Source organism: Niallia sp. CD-39 (genome assembly GCF_059874745.1).
Genome location: NZ_JCBCPS010000004.1, coordinates 57976 through 77494 on the forward strand (window position 1 = coordinate 57976; position 19519 = coordinate 77494).

15 protein-coding genes are annotated in these 19519 nt (G+C 37.2%); all 15 read right to left on the reverse strand.

Annotated features, from left to right (window positions below):
• Positions 1-1542 (reverse strand): response regulator, encoded by a 1542-nt coding sequence (locus tag AC6F34_RS10645; protein WP_500771868.1) that lies wholly within the window; start codon positions 1540-1542, stop codon positions 1-3.
• Entirely contained in the window at positions 1520-2977 is a 1458-nt protein-coding gene (locus AC6F34_RS10650) for a sensor histidine kinase (RefSeq protein WP_500771870.1), read from the reverse strand. The genes AC6F34_RS10645 and AC6F34_RS10650 overlap by 23 nt, the downstream gene beginning before the upstream one ends.
• The gene (locus AC6F34_RS10655) at positions 2974-3957 is read right to left on the reverse strand and encodes a sugar ABC transporter substrate-binding protein (RefSeq protein WP_500771872.1); all 984 of its coding nucleotides are present in this window, start codon (positions 3955-3957) and stop codon (positions 2974-2976) included. The genes AC6F34_RS10650 and AC6F34_RS10655 overlap by 4 nt, the downstream gene beginning before the upstream one ends.
• A 434-nt stretch (positions 3958-4391) precedes the next feature.
• A complete protein-coding gene (locus AC6F34_RS10660) occupies positions 4392-5510 on the reverse strand; it encodes a sugar ABC transporter permease (RefSeq protein WP_500772435.1) in 1119 nt (372 codons plus the stop codon).
• Positions 5511-5579: 69 nt separating this feature from the next.
• Positions 5580-7100, reverse strand: a complete 1521-nt coding sequence (locus tag AC6F34_RS10665) for an ATP-binding cassette domain-containing protein (protein WP_500771874.1) — start codon at positions 7098-7100, stop codon at positions 5580-5582.
• Between the two features lie 276 nt (positions 7101-7376).
• Positions 7377-8486 (reverse strand): sugar ABC transporter substrate-binding protein, encoded by a 1110-nt coding sequence (locus tag AC6F34_RS10670; RefSeq protein WP_500771876.1) that lies wholly within the window; start codon positions 8484-8486, stop codon positions 7377-7379.
• 166 nt (positions 8487-8652) lie between these two features.
• Entirely contained in the window at positions 8653-10410 is a 1758-nt protein-coding gene (locus AC6F34_RS10675) for a dihydroorotate dehydrogenase (protein WP_500771878.1), read from the reverse strand.
• A gap of 21 nt (positions 10411-10431) precedes the next feature.
• Positions 10432-11790: an FAD-binding oxidoreductase gene (locus AC6F34_RS10680; protein ID WP_500771880.1), complete on the reverse strand. Its 1359-nt coding sequence runs from the start codon at positions 11788-11790 to the stop codon at positions 10432-10434.
• A gap of 127 nt (positions 11791-11917) precedes the next feature.
• Entirely contained in the window at positions 11918-12916 is a 999-nt protein-coding gene (locus AC6F34_RS10685) for an SPFH domain-containing protein (RefSeq protein WP_500771882.1), read from the reverse strand.
• Positions 12917-12939: 23 nt separating this feature from the next.
• The gene (locus AC6F34_RS10690; RefSeq protein WP_500771884.1) at positions 12940-13740 is read right to left on the reverse strand and encodes a TPM domain-containing protein; all 801 of its coding nucleotides are present in this window, start codon (positions 13738-13740) and stop codon (positions 12940-12942) included.
• Positions 13737-14765, reverse strand: coding sequence for a TFIIB-type zinc ribbon-containing protein (locus AC6F34_RS10695; RefSeq protein WP_500771886.1), 1029 nt, complete (start codon positions 14763-14765; stop codon positions 13737-13739). Before AC6F34_RS10695 ends, AC6F34_RS10690 begins: the two co-directional genes overlap by 4 nt.
• Positions 14766-14838: 73 nt before the next feature.
• A complete protein-coding gene (locus AC6F34_RS10700) occupies positions 14839-15528 on the reverse strand; it encodes a PspA/IM30 family protein (RefSeq protein ID WP_500771888.1) in 690 nt (229 codons plus the stop codon).
• A 128-nt stretch (positions 15529-15656) separates the two neighbouring features.
• Positions 15657-17096 carry a protein adenylyltransferase SelO gene (locus AC6F34_RS10705; protein WP_500771890.1) on the reverse strand — a complete coding sequence of 480 codons (1440 nt, stop codon included), beginning with the start codon at positions 17094-17096 and terminating at the stop codon, positions 15657-15659.
• A gap of 73 nt (positions 17097-17169) precedes the next feature.
• Positions 17170-17949: an ATP-grasp domain-containing protein gene (locus AC6F34_RS10710; RefSeq protein ID WP_500771892.1), complete on the reverse strand. Its 780-nt coding sequence runs from the start codon at positions 17947-17949 to the stop codon at positions 17170-17172.
• A gap of 13 nt (positions 17950-17962) precedes the next feature.
• Entirely contained in the window at positions 17963-19300 is a 1338-nt protein-coding gene (locus tag AC6F34_RS10715) for a bifunctional folylpolyglutamate synthase/dihydrofolate synthase (protein ID WP_500771894.1), read from the reverse strand.
• Positions 19301-19519 lie beyond the last annotated feature (219 nt).

Below are 19519 nucleotides of genomic sequence, written 5' to 3' on the forward strand. Positions count from 1 at the left end.
CTACTCAATTGTATGTTTTGTATGGTGTATGCCTAGTTGCAATTTTCTATAATCATTCGGGGTCATTCGATAGGTTTTCTTGAACACTTTACTAAAATAATTCGGTTCATGATAACCAACCTCATAGGAGATTTCTTTTATACTTTTCTTCGACTCAATTATTAATTTAATTGCTTTTTCCATTCGGCATTCTGTCAAAAATTCAATATAATTTTTACCAATTCTCTCCTTGAACATCTTACTTATATAAATCGGGCTTAAATCTACTTGATCACTTAAAATTTCCAATGAAATATTCTCATGAGAGTGCGTGATGATGTACTTCTTGAGTTTGTGGAATAGATCAAATTCTGATTGAGTACGCCACTTTTCGTAATAGTTCTCGACCTCCCTTACTATAGCCTTTAACTCGCTTGCTAAAATGCGGTATTCTAAATGTTGTTGTCGCAATCCTAAATCGACAGATCCAATTCCCATTTCTTTTAATACTCTTGTCATTACCCAAGTCATTTCCATCAATTTTCGTTGAACCGTTATTAAACTTACTTCTTCTTGCTCACATCCATTCAAGTAAATGGTCATTACAGTTTCAATTAATGACCATTTTGCAAATCGCAAATGATTTTCTAATTTTGTATTCACATATTGACCCATTTTCTCTATTACGGAGCCTTCAATATTTTCTCCTTCTTGATAAAAACGGTATTTTGTTTGTAAGCTCGAATCAATAAATGTATCTAATGCCTGTTGATACGAAATTCTCGCATCATCAAAGCTGTGATATTCTTTTCCAATTCCTATAATCCAATTCGCACCCTCATTCAATGATAAGAGCCGATTTGCCAACCCAATCGCTTGTGATCGGAATGATTTACTCTGATCACGAAAAACAATTATTGGCAAAACGTTATTGTATAGTACACCTAGCCATGCACACTTTTTAGAATTTAGGACGCGCTTAATCTTTATATATATATCTTTCGTTCCGTTTGGTATATACATATTCATGACAAAAAACGTAGTGGATCGAGGATTATGTAACATCTCAATTAACAGATCAACATGAACATCATGGACATGGTCAAACAATAACTGAGTCACAACATCTGTTTCTATCACATTCAATGTCGATTGAGTTGAATCTATCTTCCATTGATTCCTTTCCGTTTCCAATTTAATTTGTGTTAGTAATCCCTCTGTAAGACTAATGATTTCGCTTGCCTTACTTGGCTTCATGACGTAGTCATGTACGCCAAGTTTAATTGCACTTCTTAAAAAATCAAACGTATCATAGGCTGTTACCATAACAAATTTAATTGTATCTCGATAATTCTTTATTTCTTTAATAGCTTCTAGTCCCGAGATCCCAGGCATTTTTATATCCATAAATACAATATCAATTTCTGCTTTCATTGCTATTTGGATCGCTTCCTTGCCGTTCCTAGCTTGAATGATTGTCATTTGAGGAAATTGCTTAGATATAATTGCCTTCATGCCCTCTCTCTCAAGTTGTTCGTCATCAACAAGAAGGACTGTAGTCATTTACTCTCCCCTCCAACTTCATTTGGATAGAAACTTTTGTTCCACTTCCCTCATCGCTTTTTATGGAAATAAATACATTTTCGCCATAAAATAATCTGAGTCTTTTTATCACATTATCAAAACCAATGCCAGTAGAATGACCTTCCGTTTCTATTAAAGATTCTGATAATATTTGCTTCACCTTTTCCTGTGGCATTCCATACCCATCATCTTCGATTTCTATAGAAAGCAAAGACTCTTTCTCATAGATCCGAACAAATATAACTCCCCCCTCTATTCGTGGTTCAATTGCATGAATGACGGCATTTTCAACAATCGGTTGTAAAGTTAAAGCTGGAATTTTGATCTCTAGCCACTGTTCCTCAATTTCCAAATGAAATGTTAATCGATCAGTAAACCTAGCCTTTTGAATTGCCATGTATTGATTCAATACATGTACCTCTTCTCTTAGAGAGACTGATCTCTCAATTCTTTTTAAATTGTATCTTAATAAAGTCGCAACATTTACTAACAAATCACTTGTTTGTTCAGCCCCTTCTAAAAGAGCTTGCTTTGATATTGTATTCAATGTATTAAATAAAAAATGTGGATTAATCTGACTTTGAAGGCTTCTAAATTGAATCATTTGGATGAGTAGTTTTTGATCTTGAAGCTCTTTTTCTAATTGTGCTTTTTGTTTCATTTCCTCAATTAATCGATTAAGATTAATACGCATTCGATTAAATGTCCTTGCCAAAAAAGCAAATTCTCCACCTGCTTTCACCTCAATCGGATTTTCAAATTTTCCTTTCGATAGTTCATTTGCAGCTTTAGTCAATTGTTCAATCGGTTTAGTAATACTTAATGAGAAATAATAGGTAAACAATAGTAATGCTAGAGTAATAAAGAGGATTGTCCATATGCCCAATCGAATAAAATGTTCTGACTGCTGAATAATCTCACGATAAAATCGATTATATGTCCCAAGCTCTGAATCTAATAATGTTAATTTCACTTCAGAAATATGATTTGATATTCTTGTAACTTCAGAAAATTCCTTCGTAACCGTTTCATGATCATTCTGACTAGAAAATAAAATGATGCGCTCAACAGTTTCAATTAAACTATCTGTTAGGTGATAGTAATTTGTTAGTGCAAACTGATTTTCCTCATGATATAGTTGTAGGATTTCTTCTCTTAGTAACTGAATATCGTTAATTTTCTCCTCTAATGTTTCGGTACTCTCTACATTTGGTGTAACGATAAATTGATTTGCATACCCAATAATAGATTGACTTGCACTAGTTACTTCATTTAGTAATAAATAGCGTTGCAATATATCGTTGTATTGATTTTGTGTTTTATTATGATAATAATTTAATGAGAACCAGATTGTTGACATACATAGTAAAACTAGTGTAATAAAAAGGTTAATCTTTTTTTGTATACTATTCATTGTATGTCCTTCTTTTTCATGAATTGTAATTCTGTGTGATAACCATTTATATCTAATGGAATCGTTTCACCTCTAATCCATTCCATTAATAGTTGCACACTTTTCTCCCCTATTTTTCTTGGGGACTGCTTGATTACACCATCAATCTTCCCTTCTTTTAATAATTTTATCGATTCAGCATTCTCGTCAAAAGTATAGATCAGTTTTGGACCAATTTTTGAACGCATCTCGATTTCATATACCATCGGGCCGATAAAATGCGCATTTATCGCCACAATCGCATCATAATCTGGTGTTTGATTAATGATCCTCCTTGTTGTGGAGATTATTTCTTCTCTTGTTCCATTTGTCTCTGCGAAGATTAGCTCTATATTCTCAAACATGTTTAAGACTTCGTACATCCCGTCGATTCTCTCTTTTTGATACAGTGCTTCGTCATGGTCATATAAGACAATCACATTTCCTTCTTCTCCCATTTCTTTAACAAGTTCTTCTGCAACCATTTGCCCCGCATTATAATGATTTGACCCTACATACGTTCTTCTGAGACTTTCATTCATTGGAACATCATGAACAACTGTAATAATTGGGATGCCATAAAACGAAGCTTTAATCTTTGCAAGTGATTTAAATTCATCGGAATTTAAGCCTTGTATGAGAATACCATCAACTTTAGAGTGGATCGCCATTTCAAGATCTTTTAAAAAATCATCTTCCTGGTTCCCATAACTCCCCCATATTTCTAATAGAATGTCTTCTTGAAGTGCCTGATCAATCGCTCCATTTGCCACTTCATCCCAAAATGGTGTATCAAGCTCTTGCGTAATCAGCACCACTCTGTAATCGCTTTCATTTAGTTTTTTTGTTTTTGGTTTTTCTACACTTGATTGAAACACGATTACTGCAGATGAATAAGCTAAAAATGCAAATGTTAGAATGAAACAGCAAGCAATAGCAATCAATATTTTTCGCAAAAGCATCAACCCTTGCATAATATTTTGTATTTTCTGATTATTATTTTAATGGAAAGAAGAAACAATGCCAATTAATTTTATTAAGAAAGACGTAAGGCGCTCATTTTGTCTGAAGGCCGACTAAGTGCATCACATCATCTGAGCCTTAAGCATAAGAAAAAGACATTAAGAACTTTGATTTTCCCTCTTAGTAAAAAGAGAGACCATTTTACATGGTCCCAGACTGTTGACAAACGCTCGCATACGTCGTTGTTTGGCATCAAAGTCCCCTCATGAACCGTGTGTTCTATTCAGGTCTTCATTCGACCGCACGCCTAGTCTGACAAGCGTTTTCAAGACATTTTTTGGGGGTTCTCTTATTATCAAAAAGTACTAAGGAAAAAATGTAGACAAAGTCGAAATCGACTTTGTCTACAATCTCAGACCATTTTACATGGTCCCTACACCCGTTTTTTTCTTGTCATTACATCAAAAATTACTGCTCCTGCCAAAACCCCACCTCTTATCATATATTGATAAGAGATTCCAACACCTAATAGGTTCATTCCATTTGTTAATGAAGCCATGACTATAGCCCCTATGATTGCCCCTGTTACCTTTCCAACACCACCTGCTGATGAAACTCCACCGACATAAGCTGCGGCGATAGCATCTAATTCAAAAAGTGTTCCGGCAGTTGTTGTTGCAGATTGGAGTCTAGATGTAAACAGTATTCCTGATAAGGCTGAAAGCATCCCCATCGAACCAAATACGATTAAAGTCATCTTTTTAACGTTAATTCCACTTAAGTGAGCTGCTTCTGGATTACTACCAACTGCATAGATTTGTCTACCTAATACTGTTTTAGTTGTGAGTATGTGATAAATCACAACAACGAATAAAACAATTATCACAGTCCAAGAAAAACCATTATAGCCGGCTAAAATCCAAGTAATATAACCAATTACTATAGATATAAACAAGATTTTAAGAATAAAAATGGGCATTGAACTAACTTCAAATCCATACTTTTGCTTATTCTTTCTTGTCCGAATGTCATTATTGATAAAAAGTAAAACCCCTATTAACCCGACTAATAAAGTTAATAAGTGAAGTCCATTAACTTCAACAATGGATGGGATAAAGCCGTTTCCGATTTTATTAAAAACAGGATCTTGGATAATGATCGTCCCTGTTTTCTCAGTGACTTGTAGCAATGCTCCTCTAAATATTAGCATTCCTGCTAAAGTCGCAACAAAAGACGGAATACCAATTTGTGCTATTAATAATCCATTGAGTGTTCCGACCAATATTCCTAGTATTAAGATAATTGGAATAACTAAGTAAACAGACATCCCCATTTGAGTGAGAAAGATTGCTGCGACAGCACCAAGAAATCCAGCTGCATAACCAACTGATAAGTCGATGTGACGTATGACAATCACCAAGGTCATTCCAACCGCAAGAACTGCAATATAGCCAGCAGAATCCAAAAGATTACTAATATTTCTTGATGACAAAAATAAACCATCTGTTAAGAATGTGAAAGTCAGGATGATAGCGAATAATGCAATATACATTCCATAATCTCGAATGTTTTCTGAAACTACTTTTCGGACCTCCTTAATCGTCTCCACCTTTCAAACCTCCTATAGTGTAGCAAGTTGCATAATGGCTTCTTGGCTAGCATTAGCTTTGTTTAGTTCACCTTTTATTTCACCTTTAGCCATAACATAAATGCGATCGCTCATTCCTAAAATTTCGCTGAGCTCAGATGAGATCATTAAAATGCTCATTCCTTGCTCGATAAGCTTATTCATGACTGAATAAATTTCAAATTTTGCTCCAACATCAATTCCTCTTGTTGGCTCATCTAATATTAAAAGTTTTGGTGATACGAATAACCATTTCCCAAGTGATACTTTTTGCTGATTCCCCCCACTCAAATTTCCAACCAGTTGTTCTAGAGAAGCTGCCTTAATGGAAAGAGAGTGTTTATATTCTGTAGAAATTTTAATTTCCTCATTATGGTGAATAAATCCCTTCTCGGCTACTTTACTCATATTTGATGAAGTAATATTATTCTTAATATCCATGCCTAAAAACAAGCCGTCTCCTTTTCTGTCCTCTGTTACGTAAGCTATTCCAGCTTCAATGGCTTCTTTAGGATGTTTGAGGAAGGTTAACGTCTCTTGAACGATTAAGTCGCCTTCAAGCTTATACGATTTGGCATTTCCAAATATACTCAATGCTAATTCTGTACGTCCTGACCCCATTAATCCTGCAATTCCTACAATTTCACCTTCCTTTATATGAAGGTTTATGTTTTTTAACACATCTTTTCCTGTAACTACATCTTTCGCGCTCCAATTTGAGAGTTCAATCACTTTTAACGCTCTTACACCGAACGATCTTTTAGGATAGATATCATGCAGCTCTCTCCCAACCATATACCGGATGATTTCACGTTCAATTAATTTTCCTTTTTTCGTATCGAGCGTACAAACGGTTTCTCCATCCCTTAGAATAGTTGCTTTGTCCGCAACAGAAATAACCTCATTCAACTTATGTGAAATCAATATACAAGTCATTCCTTGTTTCTTTAATTCTTTTAATAGATTCAGCAAATTTTCACTATCATTTTCGTTTAAAGCAGCGGTTGGTTCATCTAGAATGAGCAACTTAACATCCTTATTTAATGCTTTAGCAATTTCAATCAATTGCCTTTTTCCTACTCCGAGCTCCTTTACAAGTATTGCAGGATTAACATTTAATTTGACCTTTTCTAACACCTTTTGGGCTTGTATAATCGTTTCATTCCAATTGATAAACCCTTGGTTAGACATCTCATTTCCTACAAACAAATTCTCATACACAGGCAAATCTGGGAACAAGGCAAGCTCCTGATAAATGATGGAGATTCCCGCACGAACACTATCATTTATTTTTTGGTAGTGTTGTACCTGACCTTCAAATATGATTTCTCCTCCATATGTTCCAGATGGATAAACGCCACTTAAGATTTTCATTAATGTAGATTTCCCAGCTCCATTTTCACCTATTAAACAATGAATTTCTCCTTGTTCCACTTTAAAATCAACATTGCTTAAAGCAACTAAACCATTAAAATCTTTTGTAATGTTTTTCATTTCTAAAAGAATGTGACTCATTTTTTCATCTCCTAAGGAGTGCTTTTAAGAAAAGTGCAAGGCTCGCCTATATAAAAGTCCACTAAGTACGTGGCATGGCTCACATCGCGTGAGTCCCGAGCATAAGACGAAGACCGAAAAAACCTTAAGACACCGAGCCGATGGCTCCTGGAGTCTAGACAATTCTCTAATCGAAGGAATTAGGTTATTGGGCCTAATCTTCAAGAAGTGAATGCTTTCTTGCTTTTTAATTGAAAAATAGTGATAGAGAAACTATCACTATTTTCCCCTCCATTTCTACAATCCAGTAAACTCGCTCGCTTCATAGTAACCTGAGTCAATCAATTCCTGCTTCACATTTTCGTTTTCAACAATGATGACAGGTGTTTGTTTTGCTTTTACATCAATTGAGCCATTATTATATGAACCTGTAGTTTCTGGCGTATTTCCATCTAATATTGTAATAGCCATTCCCATTGCATCCTCGACTAATGTACGCACATCCTTAAATACGGTCATTGATTGTTTCTCATCAATAATATATTGGATAGAAGCTTTTTCTGCGTCTTGACCTGTTACTGTGTAAGATTCAATATCTCCATCAGCAGCAAATACATCTGCAATTGAGCGGGCAGTTCCATCATTTGGAGCAAGAATCAATACCTCTCCTTTTAAATCATTACTTGCAGCAGTTAAATGTGTTTGCGCCTTATTTTTTGCATCATTTGGATCCCAGTTCGTTGTGACTTGACCGAGAATTTTGCTTAATTGGTCACGAGAAAGTTTGTTTACATCTTTTAGTGCAACTGCTTCACTCGAGTTAGCAATCTTTAATGTGCCATCTGCAATTTTCGGTTGCAGCACACTCCATGCTCCCTCAAAGAAAATAAATGCATTATTATCTGATGCAGCTCCTGCATATAAATACAGCGGTACATTTGAACCTGATGATTGATCCAATAAGTACTGTCCCTGTGCTTCCCCAACAGCAAAGCTATCAAATGTAACATAGTAATCTACTGCATCTGTATTTGTGATTAATCGATCATACGCAATTACCTTTACTCCATCTTTTTTTGCAGCCTCAACTGCCGCTGCAGCAGCATCTCCATCATGCGGGCAAATGATTAGAACATCGATGTTTTTATTAAGAAGCGTTTCAACATTTTCCTTCTCTTTTGCAGAAGATCCCTGGCTAAATAATATTTCTGTTGTATATTTTGAATCTGCCAAGGCATCTTTAAACCTTTGCTCATCTTGGACCCACCTAGGCTCATCTTTTGTTGGTAAAACAATTCCCACACTGACCTGATTACTCGAACTACTAGTGCTACTGCAAGCTGCTAAAAAAGAAACGAGTAAAATCATTAATAGTAAAATGGACAAAGACTTTAATCGACTTCTCATTTGAATACCCCTTTCTAAAATGGATTGTACAACCAAATTATATGATTTCATCGCTATTATGTAAGCGCTAACATATAGTACTTTTTTAATATTTGCGATACTTTTTTAACCTAATGTAAAAAAGACTGCTTTCAACGATTCCCTTAAGAATCTTGAAGGCAGTCTTTCACTTTTTTTTGTAGAGAAATCGATAAGACCATATAAGCCCTAAAACATACAGGGCGAGCGCAAAATAAGCCGGCAGTAAATGGATGAAGGAAGTATAGCCAATGGCAAAATGAATGTAGATACCTGAGAAAAATGCAGGAATTCCTCCTATCAGGAATGTCCACCATACCCAACGGTTTCCTTGCTGATACCCCCATAGTGACACCGTTAACACTAGTAAGCCTACACTTAAAAGTGCTGAACCAAATCCGGCTCTGTCATGGGCAATGACTGGGATTAAGTTATCATTAAAGGACTCTAGTGCAGCTGGTGTAATGCATAAAAAAGCTAAGTCTGTTGTGACAAAAACACTCGTGATCCCAACATATGTAATCACAAACCCACCTAGAACAAAAGCAAAACCCAATAGCACTAAGAAAAGCTGTCCAAAGATTCCCATTTTCCACGTTCGGTCATTTCGAAGGTTTTGAGAAGAAGGGACGCCAGAAATCTTTCTTGTTTTTATAACTCCATGAGCATAAACCGGAAGTAAAATGATCCAAAACAACAGATGAAGCCAATCAAAGTACCCAAATCCAATGAAGGTAAAGATTCCTAAAAAGCCAATTATAGCCGCTAAGTCAATCGCTTGCTTTGCCCATTTAAGCCCCTTCTTTACTCCATGATAGGCAAGCATCATATAGACAATTCCCCCGGAAATCATCGTACCAGCAAGTGTCATTCGATCATGTGCCATAAAGAGTAGAATTTGCTCATTAAATAATTGTATTTGCTCTCGACTCATTTCTAAGAACGATTCATCATATGGAAGGATGACCGACGTAAGACTAAATATAAGGGCGAGCACTCCTCCGAACATAATCATTATTCCAAAAAGAAAGTACGACAACCAACCATTCTGAACATTATGAGGCAATTCCTCTTGTTTCAGAAGTGATTCATTAATTCTCTTGGTCAACCCTGGTCCAGAAAAAACATATCCTTCTTCTAGTAATACGAGATCAGTTCCCTCATTAAGAAGCTGCAGGGCATCCCTTGGTTCAAAAACTCCTCCCGATACGATAATCGTTCGATCATATCCACTTCTCCGTATCTCCTTAACTCTGTTTGTTATCTGTTGTACATCACTCTCTAGATCAAGGACAATGCCGGACCCTTTTTTATCAACTGACTCATATTGAGAAGCAACCAATTGATAGGTTGGTTTATTTGAAGGGTTAGAAAAACATAAGACATCTTCAACGATAAACCCATCTACAAACGGGGCAAGCCGCTGACCTATTACATCCAATTCCTCTTTCGTACCAACGATTCTTGCCAGTATTGGCTGCTTTTTATTAAGCTTCTTTAATTTCACTATGGTCTCTTCAATTCCAATGGATTGCGGGCTTTTGGGAAACGCTATTTCTCTCTTCTTCCAATTTACATTTGGAGGTAGCAAGACTTGTTTATCTATCGTCACTGGGCCTATCTCTAAAAAACCGAAACCTAAATTCGTAAATGCCTTTACTCCTGTTAGCATAGGGTCCACTTTTCCACTTAGTCCAATAGGGTTTCGATAATCAATTAAGTCTATCCTCTTTAGTAGAGTTGGTGAGCACTCTTCTCTGCCAAGGAAATTTATAATACGTCCCCCCATACCGAAGGGCAACGAAGCGATTGCATTCATGCTACGATGAATAAATTCTCTTGATACAGTTGGAGGCAAATGTTTCAGAACTGGCTTAAAGATTCCGTGATAAGACCAATCTGGCATTCTACTTCCCCTTTATACGATTCATAGTATTTTTCCAGGATTCATAATCCCTTTTGGATCTAACGTTGATTTTATTAATTTCATCACTTCAACAGCACCTGGCTTTTCCTGTATTAAGTATTTTTTCTTTCCTAACCCGACACCATGCTCTCCTGTACATGTTCCCCCACGTTCTAATGCATAATGAACAATTTGTGCATTAATCTCCTCTAACATTTCCACCTGCGCTTGATCATGCTGATCAATAGCCATGATTGCATGAAAATTTCCATCTCCAACATGACCGAAAACACCTGCTTTAAATTGATACTGATCGATTAATGTTCTTGCAAAGACAATTGCGCCAGATAGTTCGGATAATGGAACACATACATCCGTGGAAACGATCCCTTTTCCTGGGTTCGCAGCCATAATAGCATATGCAACCCCATGTCTTGCTTCCCAAAGTTTCGCACGTGCTAATGTATCCTTTTCATACTGAAATAGGTCGCAGCCATACTCTTCAGCTATTTCTTTTACAATTGCAAACTCACTATCTACCAATTCTTTACTACCAGAAATCTCTAGAAATAGAGTCGGCTTTTCAAAGTACGCTGTTTTGTTGTAATCATTTACAGCTTTTATCGTAAATTCATCCACGAGTTCAAGCTTCCCTATTTCTACCCCTGCACTTAAAATCATCGATGCAGCTGCACTAGCATCTTTAATTGTGGAGAAAGTCGCAATACCTGCCGCAGTTGTTTCAGGTATTCCAAATAGCTTCAGTGTGATTTCTGTAATAACACCTAATGTCCCTTCGGAACCTGTGAAAAGCGCCGTTAGATTATATCCAGCAGATGACTTCGAGGCCAACGATCCAGTATGAATTACTTTGCCATCAGCGAGGACCACTTCAAGGTTAAGCACTTGATCCTTCATGGTTCCGTACTTAACGCTATTCGTACCACTCGCATTCGTTGCGACCATTCCGCCTATTGAAGCATTAGCACCTGGATCCACAGGGAAAAAGAGACCATATTGCTTTAATTGTTTATTTAGTGCTTCTCTCGTTACTCCAGGTTGAACCTTCACGATAAAATCCTCAGGGCGAACTTCAACAATTTTGTACATTTCCATCAAATTTAGTGAAATTCCACCTTTGATGGGAATCATATGTCCTTCTAAACCACTTCCAGCGCCAAATGGGGTAACTGCTACATTCTGTTCATTCGCAAATGCAACAAGCTCACTCACTTCTTGTGTTGTCACTGGGTAAGCAACGACCTCCGGAGTTGAAGCTGCGTGATACGTTAATCCTTTGCTATGCTGTTCTAATATAGAAGGATTTTTTGAGACCCTTGATTCGTCTCTTAAAATTTCTAATAAACGAGTATATATCATCTATACTTTTCCCCCTCATTTTCTCTAATTATAAATTAATTTAGTGAAAATTCTGTATATATAACCGTTTTTAGTATAACAAAAAAGCGCAGCACTCGTCGATTGCAAGTTTGCTACGCTCCTTTTATCAATTCAATTTATGACCACAATTTGAACAGAAGTTTCCATCTCCTGTTTTTGTTCCACAGTTTGGACAGAAGTTTGGTCGTTGGCTATTTTCTGATGTATTTTGCTTCACTGGTTGAACATTTTCTTGTTGTTGATTGTTCTGTTGTTGGTTGCTTTGATTTTGCTGATTCATCATCTGATTCGCAAAATTCATTCCCATCATCATCCCAGCCATATCTGAGGCAGCTCCACCGCTCCCCATCTTTCCTGAAGCCATGCCTTCAGTCATCGAGATTTGTTGAAAGCGATCAACATTTCCAATCATACCATGAGAAGCATTTTTCGTTATCATATCTTGTACTTCTTTCGGATAATTGAAACTCATAATGTTGAAGCCAGTAATAGAAAAACCATCATCAATAATGTTCATATCTAAATCTTCGCGAATCCCTTTTGCTATGTCAAACGCATTCGATTGTAAATTAAACATGTCCTTGCCTTCACGTGTGATCCATTTCATTAATAGCTGATCCAATACCGCAATAATCCGCAAACGAACATCCTCTACTAAATACTGATTTCGTACACCTGCGATTTTATCAATTAACATGACGTAGTCATTCACTTTAAAGTTAAACGTTCCATTTGCACGGATAGGAATTCCACCTGGAAAGCCAGGTGCTGGGATATTAATCGCATTTCTCGTTCCCCATTTTACAGTGAACTCTTTCGTATTGACGAATAACACTTCAACACGCATTCCACTATTAAATCCAAAACGGAAACCTTTTAATGTAGATAGAAAAGGAATGATTTGTGATTCAACATCATAATCCCCTTCGTCTTCAAAGATTCCTTCAATACGGCCGTTATTAAAGAAGATTGCATCTTGACCTGGACGAATAATAAGTTTACTTCCTCGTTTGATTTCATTATTACGCCATTTGTAAAAAATCATATCTTCCCTGAATTCTTCCCATTCTACAACATTGGCAAATTGATTTCTAAAAAAAGACATCCTCATGCACTCCTTTCATTGCTCTAAAACTTCCCTCTGCTTCCACTATGTGAGTGTCCACCGCCAGTAATTCCACCGCCACTGCCACCGGAATTATTCGAAGACGGCTTTTTCGTTTTTGTTACCGTTTTTCGAACGTAGCGATCATGCTTATCCAAAACTCTTGATGTCCCTGAATTCATATAGGTTCTTCCATTTACTGTTACTCTTCCACCTGTTGTAAACAGCATCGCTCCTACAACACCACCTCCAACAATAATGGAAATAACCGCTTGAAACCAAGTCTCTGTCCATATTGGAACTTCTGAAGCTGCACTTGGGCGGTCATACACATAATTTGTTGAATCGTTTTCACTTGGTGGTGTTTCCATCAATTCTGAGGACATTGTTATAAAGGTATAGAATGCATCGTAATAGTCTGCATTTGAGAGATCAGGGGTGATGGCATCACGAACTCGATCCAATCGTGTATCCGGTAATAGCTCCTCACCTTTTTTAAATCCAGCTAAATATAGATCTCTTTCTTGCATATCCATAATCAGAATAACTGTATTTCCATGTGGTTGATTATATCCAGGTGCTTCTTTATCATAAAAATCTTGCACATATTCTACGATATCTTTTCCATTTGTTGTATTCAAAGTAATAACCATAAAATCCGTTTCATGAATCGTCCCTTTTTCCTTTGCCAACAAATCTAGTTGCTCTACCTCTTCAGCAGTTAATAAATCTGCACGATCTAATATAAGCGTAGATTCTCCAAATACTAATGTACTAGGTAGTAAGAAAAGTGCGACTAATATACATACAATCCATTTTCTCACCAGAATCCACCCCCAGAAAAGAAGGAGAATGTTTTCATAACTAAAAAGGTAGCCGAAGCAATGCCACTAAACCAAAGCAATGATTTTCCAGCACTAATTGGAGGCTTTCCAACAACTTTTCCCGTTTGACCATTCATCGCAAACATATATTCTTTTTGGTTATAATCATAGCTTACCATCCATACTGGCAAAAGAACATAATAGTGATTTGTGCTCTTCGTATTTATATCTTTACTTGTATACCTTACCGAATTGTAACCATTGATCGTCGATTTTATATATGAATCAATATAAGGACCTATTTTATCTTTCGCTCGAGGAAGTAGTTCACCTTCAGTAAAGTTGTATTTCTCTGCTAAGTAGCCGGCTAAATAAGGTGTTTTAAAAGGTTTGAAATCATCATAATGGTAAGGTTCTAGTTTATCCATTAATTCATCATTCATTTTCGCAGAAGCATCTACTGGTATTTTTATATAATCTAAATTAATATCACGATATGCATCATAATACTTCGTTTCTGTATAAATATAATCACCCATCGTATACGTACGAACCTTCGTTGCTACAGCATTTACCTTTGCACGGCTATTTAAATCATATAACCAAAAAGGAACGTAAATACCTGTAATGCTCTTAATCCGATCAGATGTCATAAAATCCTTTGGTGTGAGACGCCCATTTCTGCACCATTTTTTAAATGCCTCACCAGCCTGCTCTTTCGTAATAGTGAAAGGGATTACTTTTGCCGGAGCAAGTTCTCCAGAAACTCGATCTGCTAAAACAACACCAGCCCCACAAAAGCTACATTTCGTTGCGGCTGTGTCTGCTTCGGTCATAATATCCGCTCCACAGTTGTCACAATGATACTCGACAACCTCATTTTCTTCAAAAGTTGCCGTAATGAGTTCTTCTGGATAATTTTCGATTTTTTCTTGCCGTTGACAGCTCATACATCTCAATGTACCTGACTGTGGATCAAACTTCATATCACTCCCACAGCTCTGACATTTATAATGGAGAATCATAGAATCACCTCTGGAAAATTCAAAATGAAAGAATCTAAAGCTGCAGCAACTTGGCTACAGCTTTAGTAGATGTTTATTCGCCTTGATTCATTCTTGCTTTAAGCTTTTCAAGCTCTAAATCAACTGCTGAGCTTCCTCCGCCATTTGAATCATACTTTTTCGTTAAGTCAGCGATATCATCCTTTGAGCCAGCGTTTAATTCTGCCATGGCATTTGCCTCATCCAATGCTCTCGTTACGCGTTCTTCCATACGCCCAAACGCTGAGACTGAACGGCCAGCTTGATCAGCTGAAGCTCCAAGTTTGTTGATTCTCTCCTGCGTCTTTGCCATTTTCCATTGCGCTTTTAATGTGCTACGTCTCGCTTCCAATCCTTTTATATCTTCCACTAATTTATCATGCATCTGTTTCATTTGCTGTGCATTCGTTGAAGCCAGCTGATAAGCACTTTGTAAAGATTCTAGATTTGCCGTTAATTGCCCTTTTCTCTCTAAAAACTTGCGCGCATCGCTTTCGTCGCCTGACTCAAGAGCCATCATCGCATAACGCTCCATTTTTTCGATTTCATCATGTGCTTCAGAAAGTGCGCGCTTTGAACGCTGCTCTTCAGCCATTACAGATGCAGTTTCTGCCTTTACTTTGCCTAAATCTGAATTTAAATTTCTTAAATATTGATCAATCATCTTTTCAGGGTTTTCCGCCTTATCCAGTAATGCGTGAATGTTACTAGCCATAATATCTTTAAATCTCGCTATCATACTCATATTTAGAAATTCCTCCTCTTATAGATTGACCTCTAAAAAAAGAAAGTCGCTTTTTAATTACTACTATATACTGACTTTCTTCCATAAAAGTTTCATTTTTCCGTTAGCAATTTATAAAAAAGTGATTTTTATGTTCCACAGTAAGTGACAAATGGTTTGTCATCTTCAGGTGGTTTCGTATATTTTTCTTGCACTCCGTTTATCTCAAATGGTTTTTGTAGAACAGTTAATAATTCATTAAATAATGTGTAATCTCCATCTTCAGCTTTTACCAACGCCTCTTCAACGAGATGGTTTCGTGGGATGATAAATGGATTCACCTTCTTCATGACAACAACTGCTTCATCCAATCCATCATGCTCCTTTTCTATTCGAACTTTCCATTTTTCTAGCCAAGGACCAAAGCGCTCTTCTTCTAACTTCCCATTCATCAACCTCACAAATGACTGAGTAAAGTCGGCCTTCTCCTCTTCCATGAGAGAAAGAAACTCCTTTATAAGCCCTTCATCTTCGTTTTCTTTGGCTAACATTCCAAGCTTCTTTCTCATTCCATCTAACCAAATCTCCTCATAGAATGGACCGAACTTGGAGAGAACCTCTTGAGCTACCTCAATTGCTTTATCTTCCTCTTCATCAAGAAGGGACAACAAAGATTCTGCAAATCGCGCTAGGTTCCATACAGCCATATACGGTTGGTTGCCAAACGCATAACGACCTCCGCTATCAATTGAGCTAAAGACTGTGCTACGGTCATACTGGTCAAGAAAAGCACACGGTCCATAGTCAATTGTCTCACCTAAAATAGACATATTGTCTGTATTCATAACACCATGAACAAACCCTACAAGCTGCCACTGCGCAATGAGGGACGCCTGCTTCTTCATAACGGTCATTAGTAAGGAGCGATAAGGATTTTTCTCAGTCTTGATATGATTGTAATGTCTTTGGATTGTATAGTCTGCAAGCTGTTTTAATTCATCCTTTGAGCAAAATCGACTTGCATACTCAAAAGTTCCTACACGAATATGACTCTTTGCTACTCTTGTTAACACCGCACCAGGTAAACGTCGTTCACGAATTACCTCCTCACCTGTTGTCACAACCGCAAGACTTCGGGTCGTCGGTATTCCAAGATGATGCATTGCTTCACTGATTAAATATTCCCGTAGCATTGGTCCGACTGCTGCTCTTCCATCTCCTCCACGAGAAAATGAAGTACGGCCAGCCCCTTTTAATTGAATGTCTAATCGTGTTCCATCTTTTAAAACATGCTCTCCTAGAAGATTCGCCCTTCCATCTCCAAGCATTGTAAAATGCCCAAATTGATGACCTGCATACGCTTGCGCTAAAGGAATTGCTCCACTCGGAATCTCGTTTCCAGAAAAAATGGACGTCGCCTTTTCTCGTAACGCGTCAGTATCTAGGTTTAACTCCTTCGCAAAGGCTTCGTTTAATACAGCCAATCGTGGTGATTGCACAGGTTGAGGACTTTGTAGCGAATAAAACGATTTCGGTAATTGCTTGTACGTATTGTCGAAATTCCAACCAAGTTCTCTATCCATTGTCATCTATCGCCACTCCTTCCTTTTAGTTTAGATTCCCATTTAGGACTCTAGGATAACTTCTATGTTTCGCTTATCCTTAAACGATGTCTTTTATTCTTTCCTCTTTTAGCATGAACATGTCTTCAAACAATTTCACACAGTCTGAATAATAATTAGGTTGTTTTCGACAAAGAGCATAAAGATTAGGATTTAAATTCACTTCAATTATGACATCTTCTAGTTCGCCGATCAAAAAATCCACTGCAAGATAAGTAAATCCAAGAATCGCTGCCGTCTTTTGTGCTATTCTAGCTAACTGTTCTATCCTTTCACTCGGAATAACCATTTCTTCGTAAACAAAAGGTCGTAGCACATTTTCTTGATTATTCGGTTTCATGTAGTGAAAGCGAACCTGTCCGTTAAATACAACCATTCTTAACTCACAGTGATGGTCAAAATACGGTGTTAGACAATATGGCTCGATTGTCGGTAATTCAGCGATTGTTTTATGTAATTGATCAAAGCTATGAATTCCTTGCACACCTCTGCTTTTATTTCCATAGATCGGTTTGATTACGACCTTTCCATTCGTATGCATCGATAAGAAATGATATGCATCCTTCCATTGCATCTGATTACTAAAATCAATTTCGATCGCTGGAAGAATAGAGATTCCTTCCTTTTCTAGAATACTGCTAGTGAGTACTTTATTTGTTGCGATTCGTTCATTTTGAGTATTTACAGGTATTGTCGAAATGCCATAATTGTAGAAAAAAAGTTCGCCTTTTTGAAATTTCGTTAAATATTCGCCCTCTAATCTGATTTTGTCTATCGACCAGCCTTGATTTATTGCTGCTTCGTTTATATATGATTTCATAAGATTCTCCCTGCTATATACCAATGTCTATTAAAGATCGTTTCAGCAATCGCATCGCATTTGCAACAAGTGTTTGTGTTCCGATAATCAAAATTAAATCGACTTCACTAGCTTTCGCCGTTCTTAAAGCTTCTTGTAATTGATCGATTTCAATAATGTTGTGATGAAAGACAGCTGCTTTTTCTTTCGCATCATCAGGGAAAGCGAGATGACTAATATCAGGCTTCGTTACAATGATTTGCTTAGAAAATGAACCAATCACACGCAATACACCTTCATAATCCCTATCCTTAGGTACCCCGACAATTGAAATGATGTTTTTGCACTGTAAGCGGTCAATAACATGCTTTGTTTGAACTGCTGTTTCGGAATTAATTGCACCATCGACAATGATAGGAGGAGAATGTTCGATGAATTCACATCTTCCCGGCCAACGAAGAGATGCTAATGGCTGCTTCCAGCGCTCTTCTCTCAAGAGTTTCTTTCCAATAATTGACTCACATGCAGCAAGTGCAGTTGCAACATTGTCTGCTTGGAAAGAACCGAGAAGTGGAATGTGCACATGATCATAGTGATCAGCTCCAATGACCAAATCAAATGTTGATCCTTCTGTACTGATTATTTCATTACACACATTAAACTCTTCACCAAATGTTCGAATATCAGCATGCTCTCGTAGCTTCTCTTTTATGTATGGAAGTCGATTGCCTTGTGAACCGAGGACAACAACTTTTGTTGAGTCTTTTATTATGCCAAGTTTATGTGTAATAATTTCTTTAATACTCGGGCCGAGCTCCTTTTTGTGCTCTTCCATAATCGGTGTAATGACAGCTATTTCGTTTTGCAAAATATTCGTGTCGTCATACAATCCACCACGACCACATTCAATTACATTATAGTCTGTTTTTTGCTCAGAAAAGTGCATCATCGCAATCGCTAATGCAATGCCAATTGGCCCTTGGTATTCGTGAGTTGCTAACGTTTCCTCAATCCCATTGACAGCTGATTCAATCTCATTGCCTAATCGAATGAATGCTTCATCTGAAATCGCTTTTCCATTCACACGGATGCGCTCATTGTAATCGACGAGATGTGGGGAGGTGAACAACCCGACCTTCAAGCCATGATAGCTTAAGAGTGAAGATAAAAAGCGTGCAGTTGATCCCTTACCTTTGCTTCCTGTAACAAGAATCGTCCTTTGTCCTTTATCAGGATGATTCAATTTCTTGAAAAGGTCATAAGTAAGATCAGGCTTTTTCACCTTCTCATCCTTCACTTCTGTTACATGTTCTATCGCTTGTAGATACGAATGATAGATCATATCCTCAACGTCTTTTCTTGTTTTCAACATTAGCGTGCACCCTTTACCTTAAAACGTTTGATCAATCAAAGCTTCATTTTCTTACCATTTTATCATGTTCAAAGACAGAGAAATAGCCTCCCACTATTAAAGTGAGAGGCTGAATTGAATGAAATATGTTTTAGTTTTTTGTTCGTTATTCATGAACAGTGTGTTATTTTCGAATCTTCATTCGACTGCACACCTAATCTGGCAAGCATTATAAAGAAC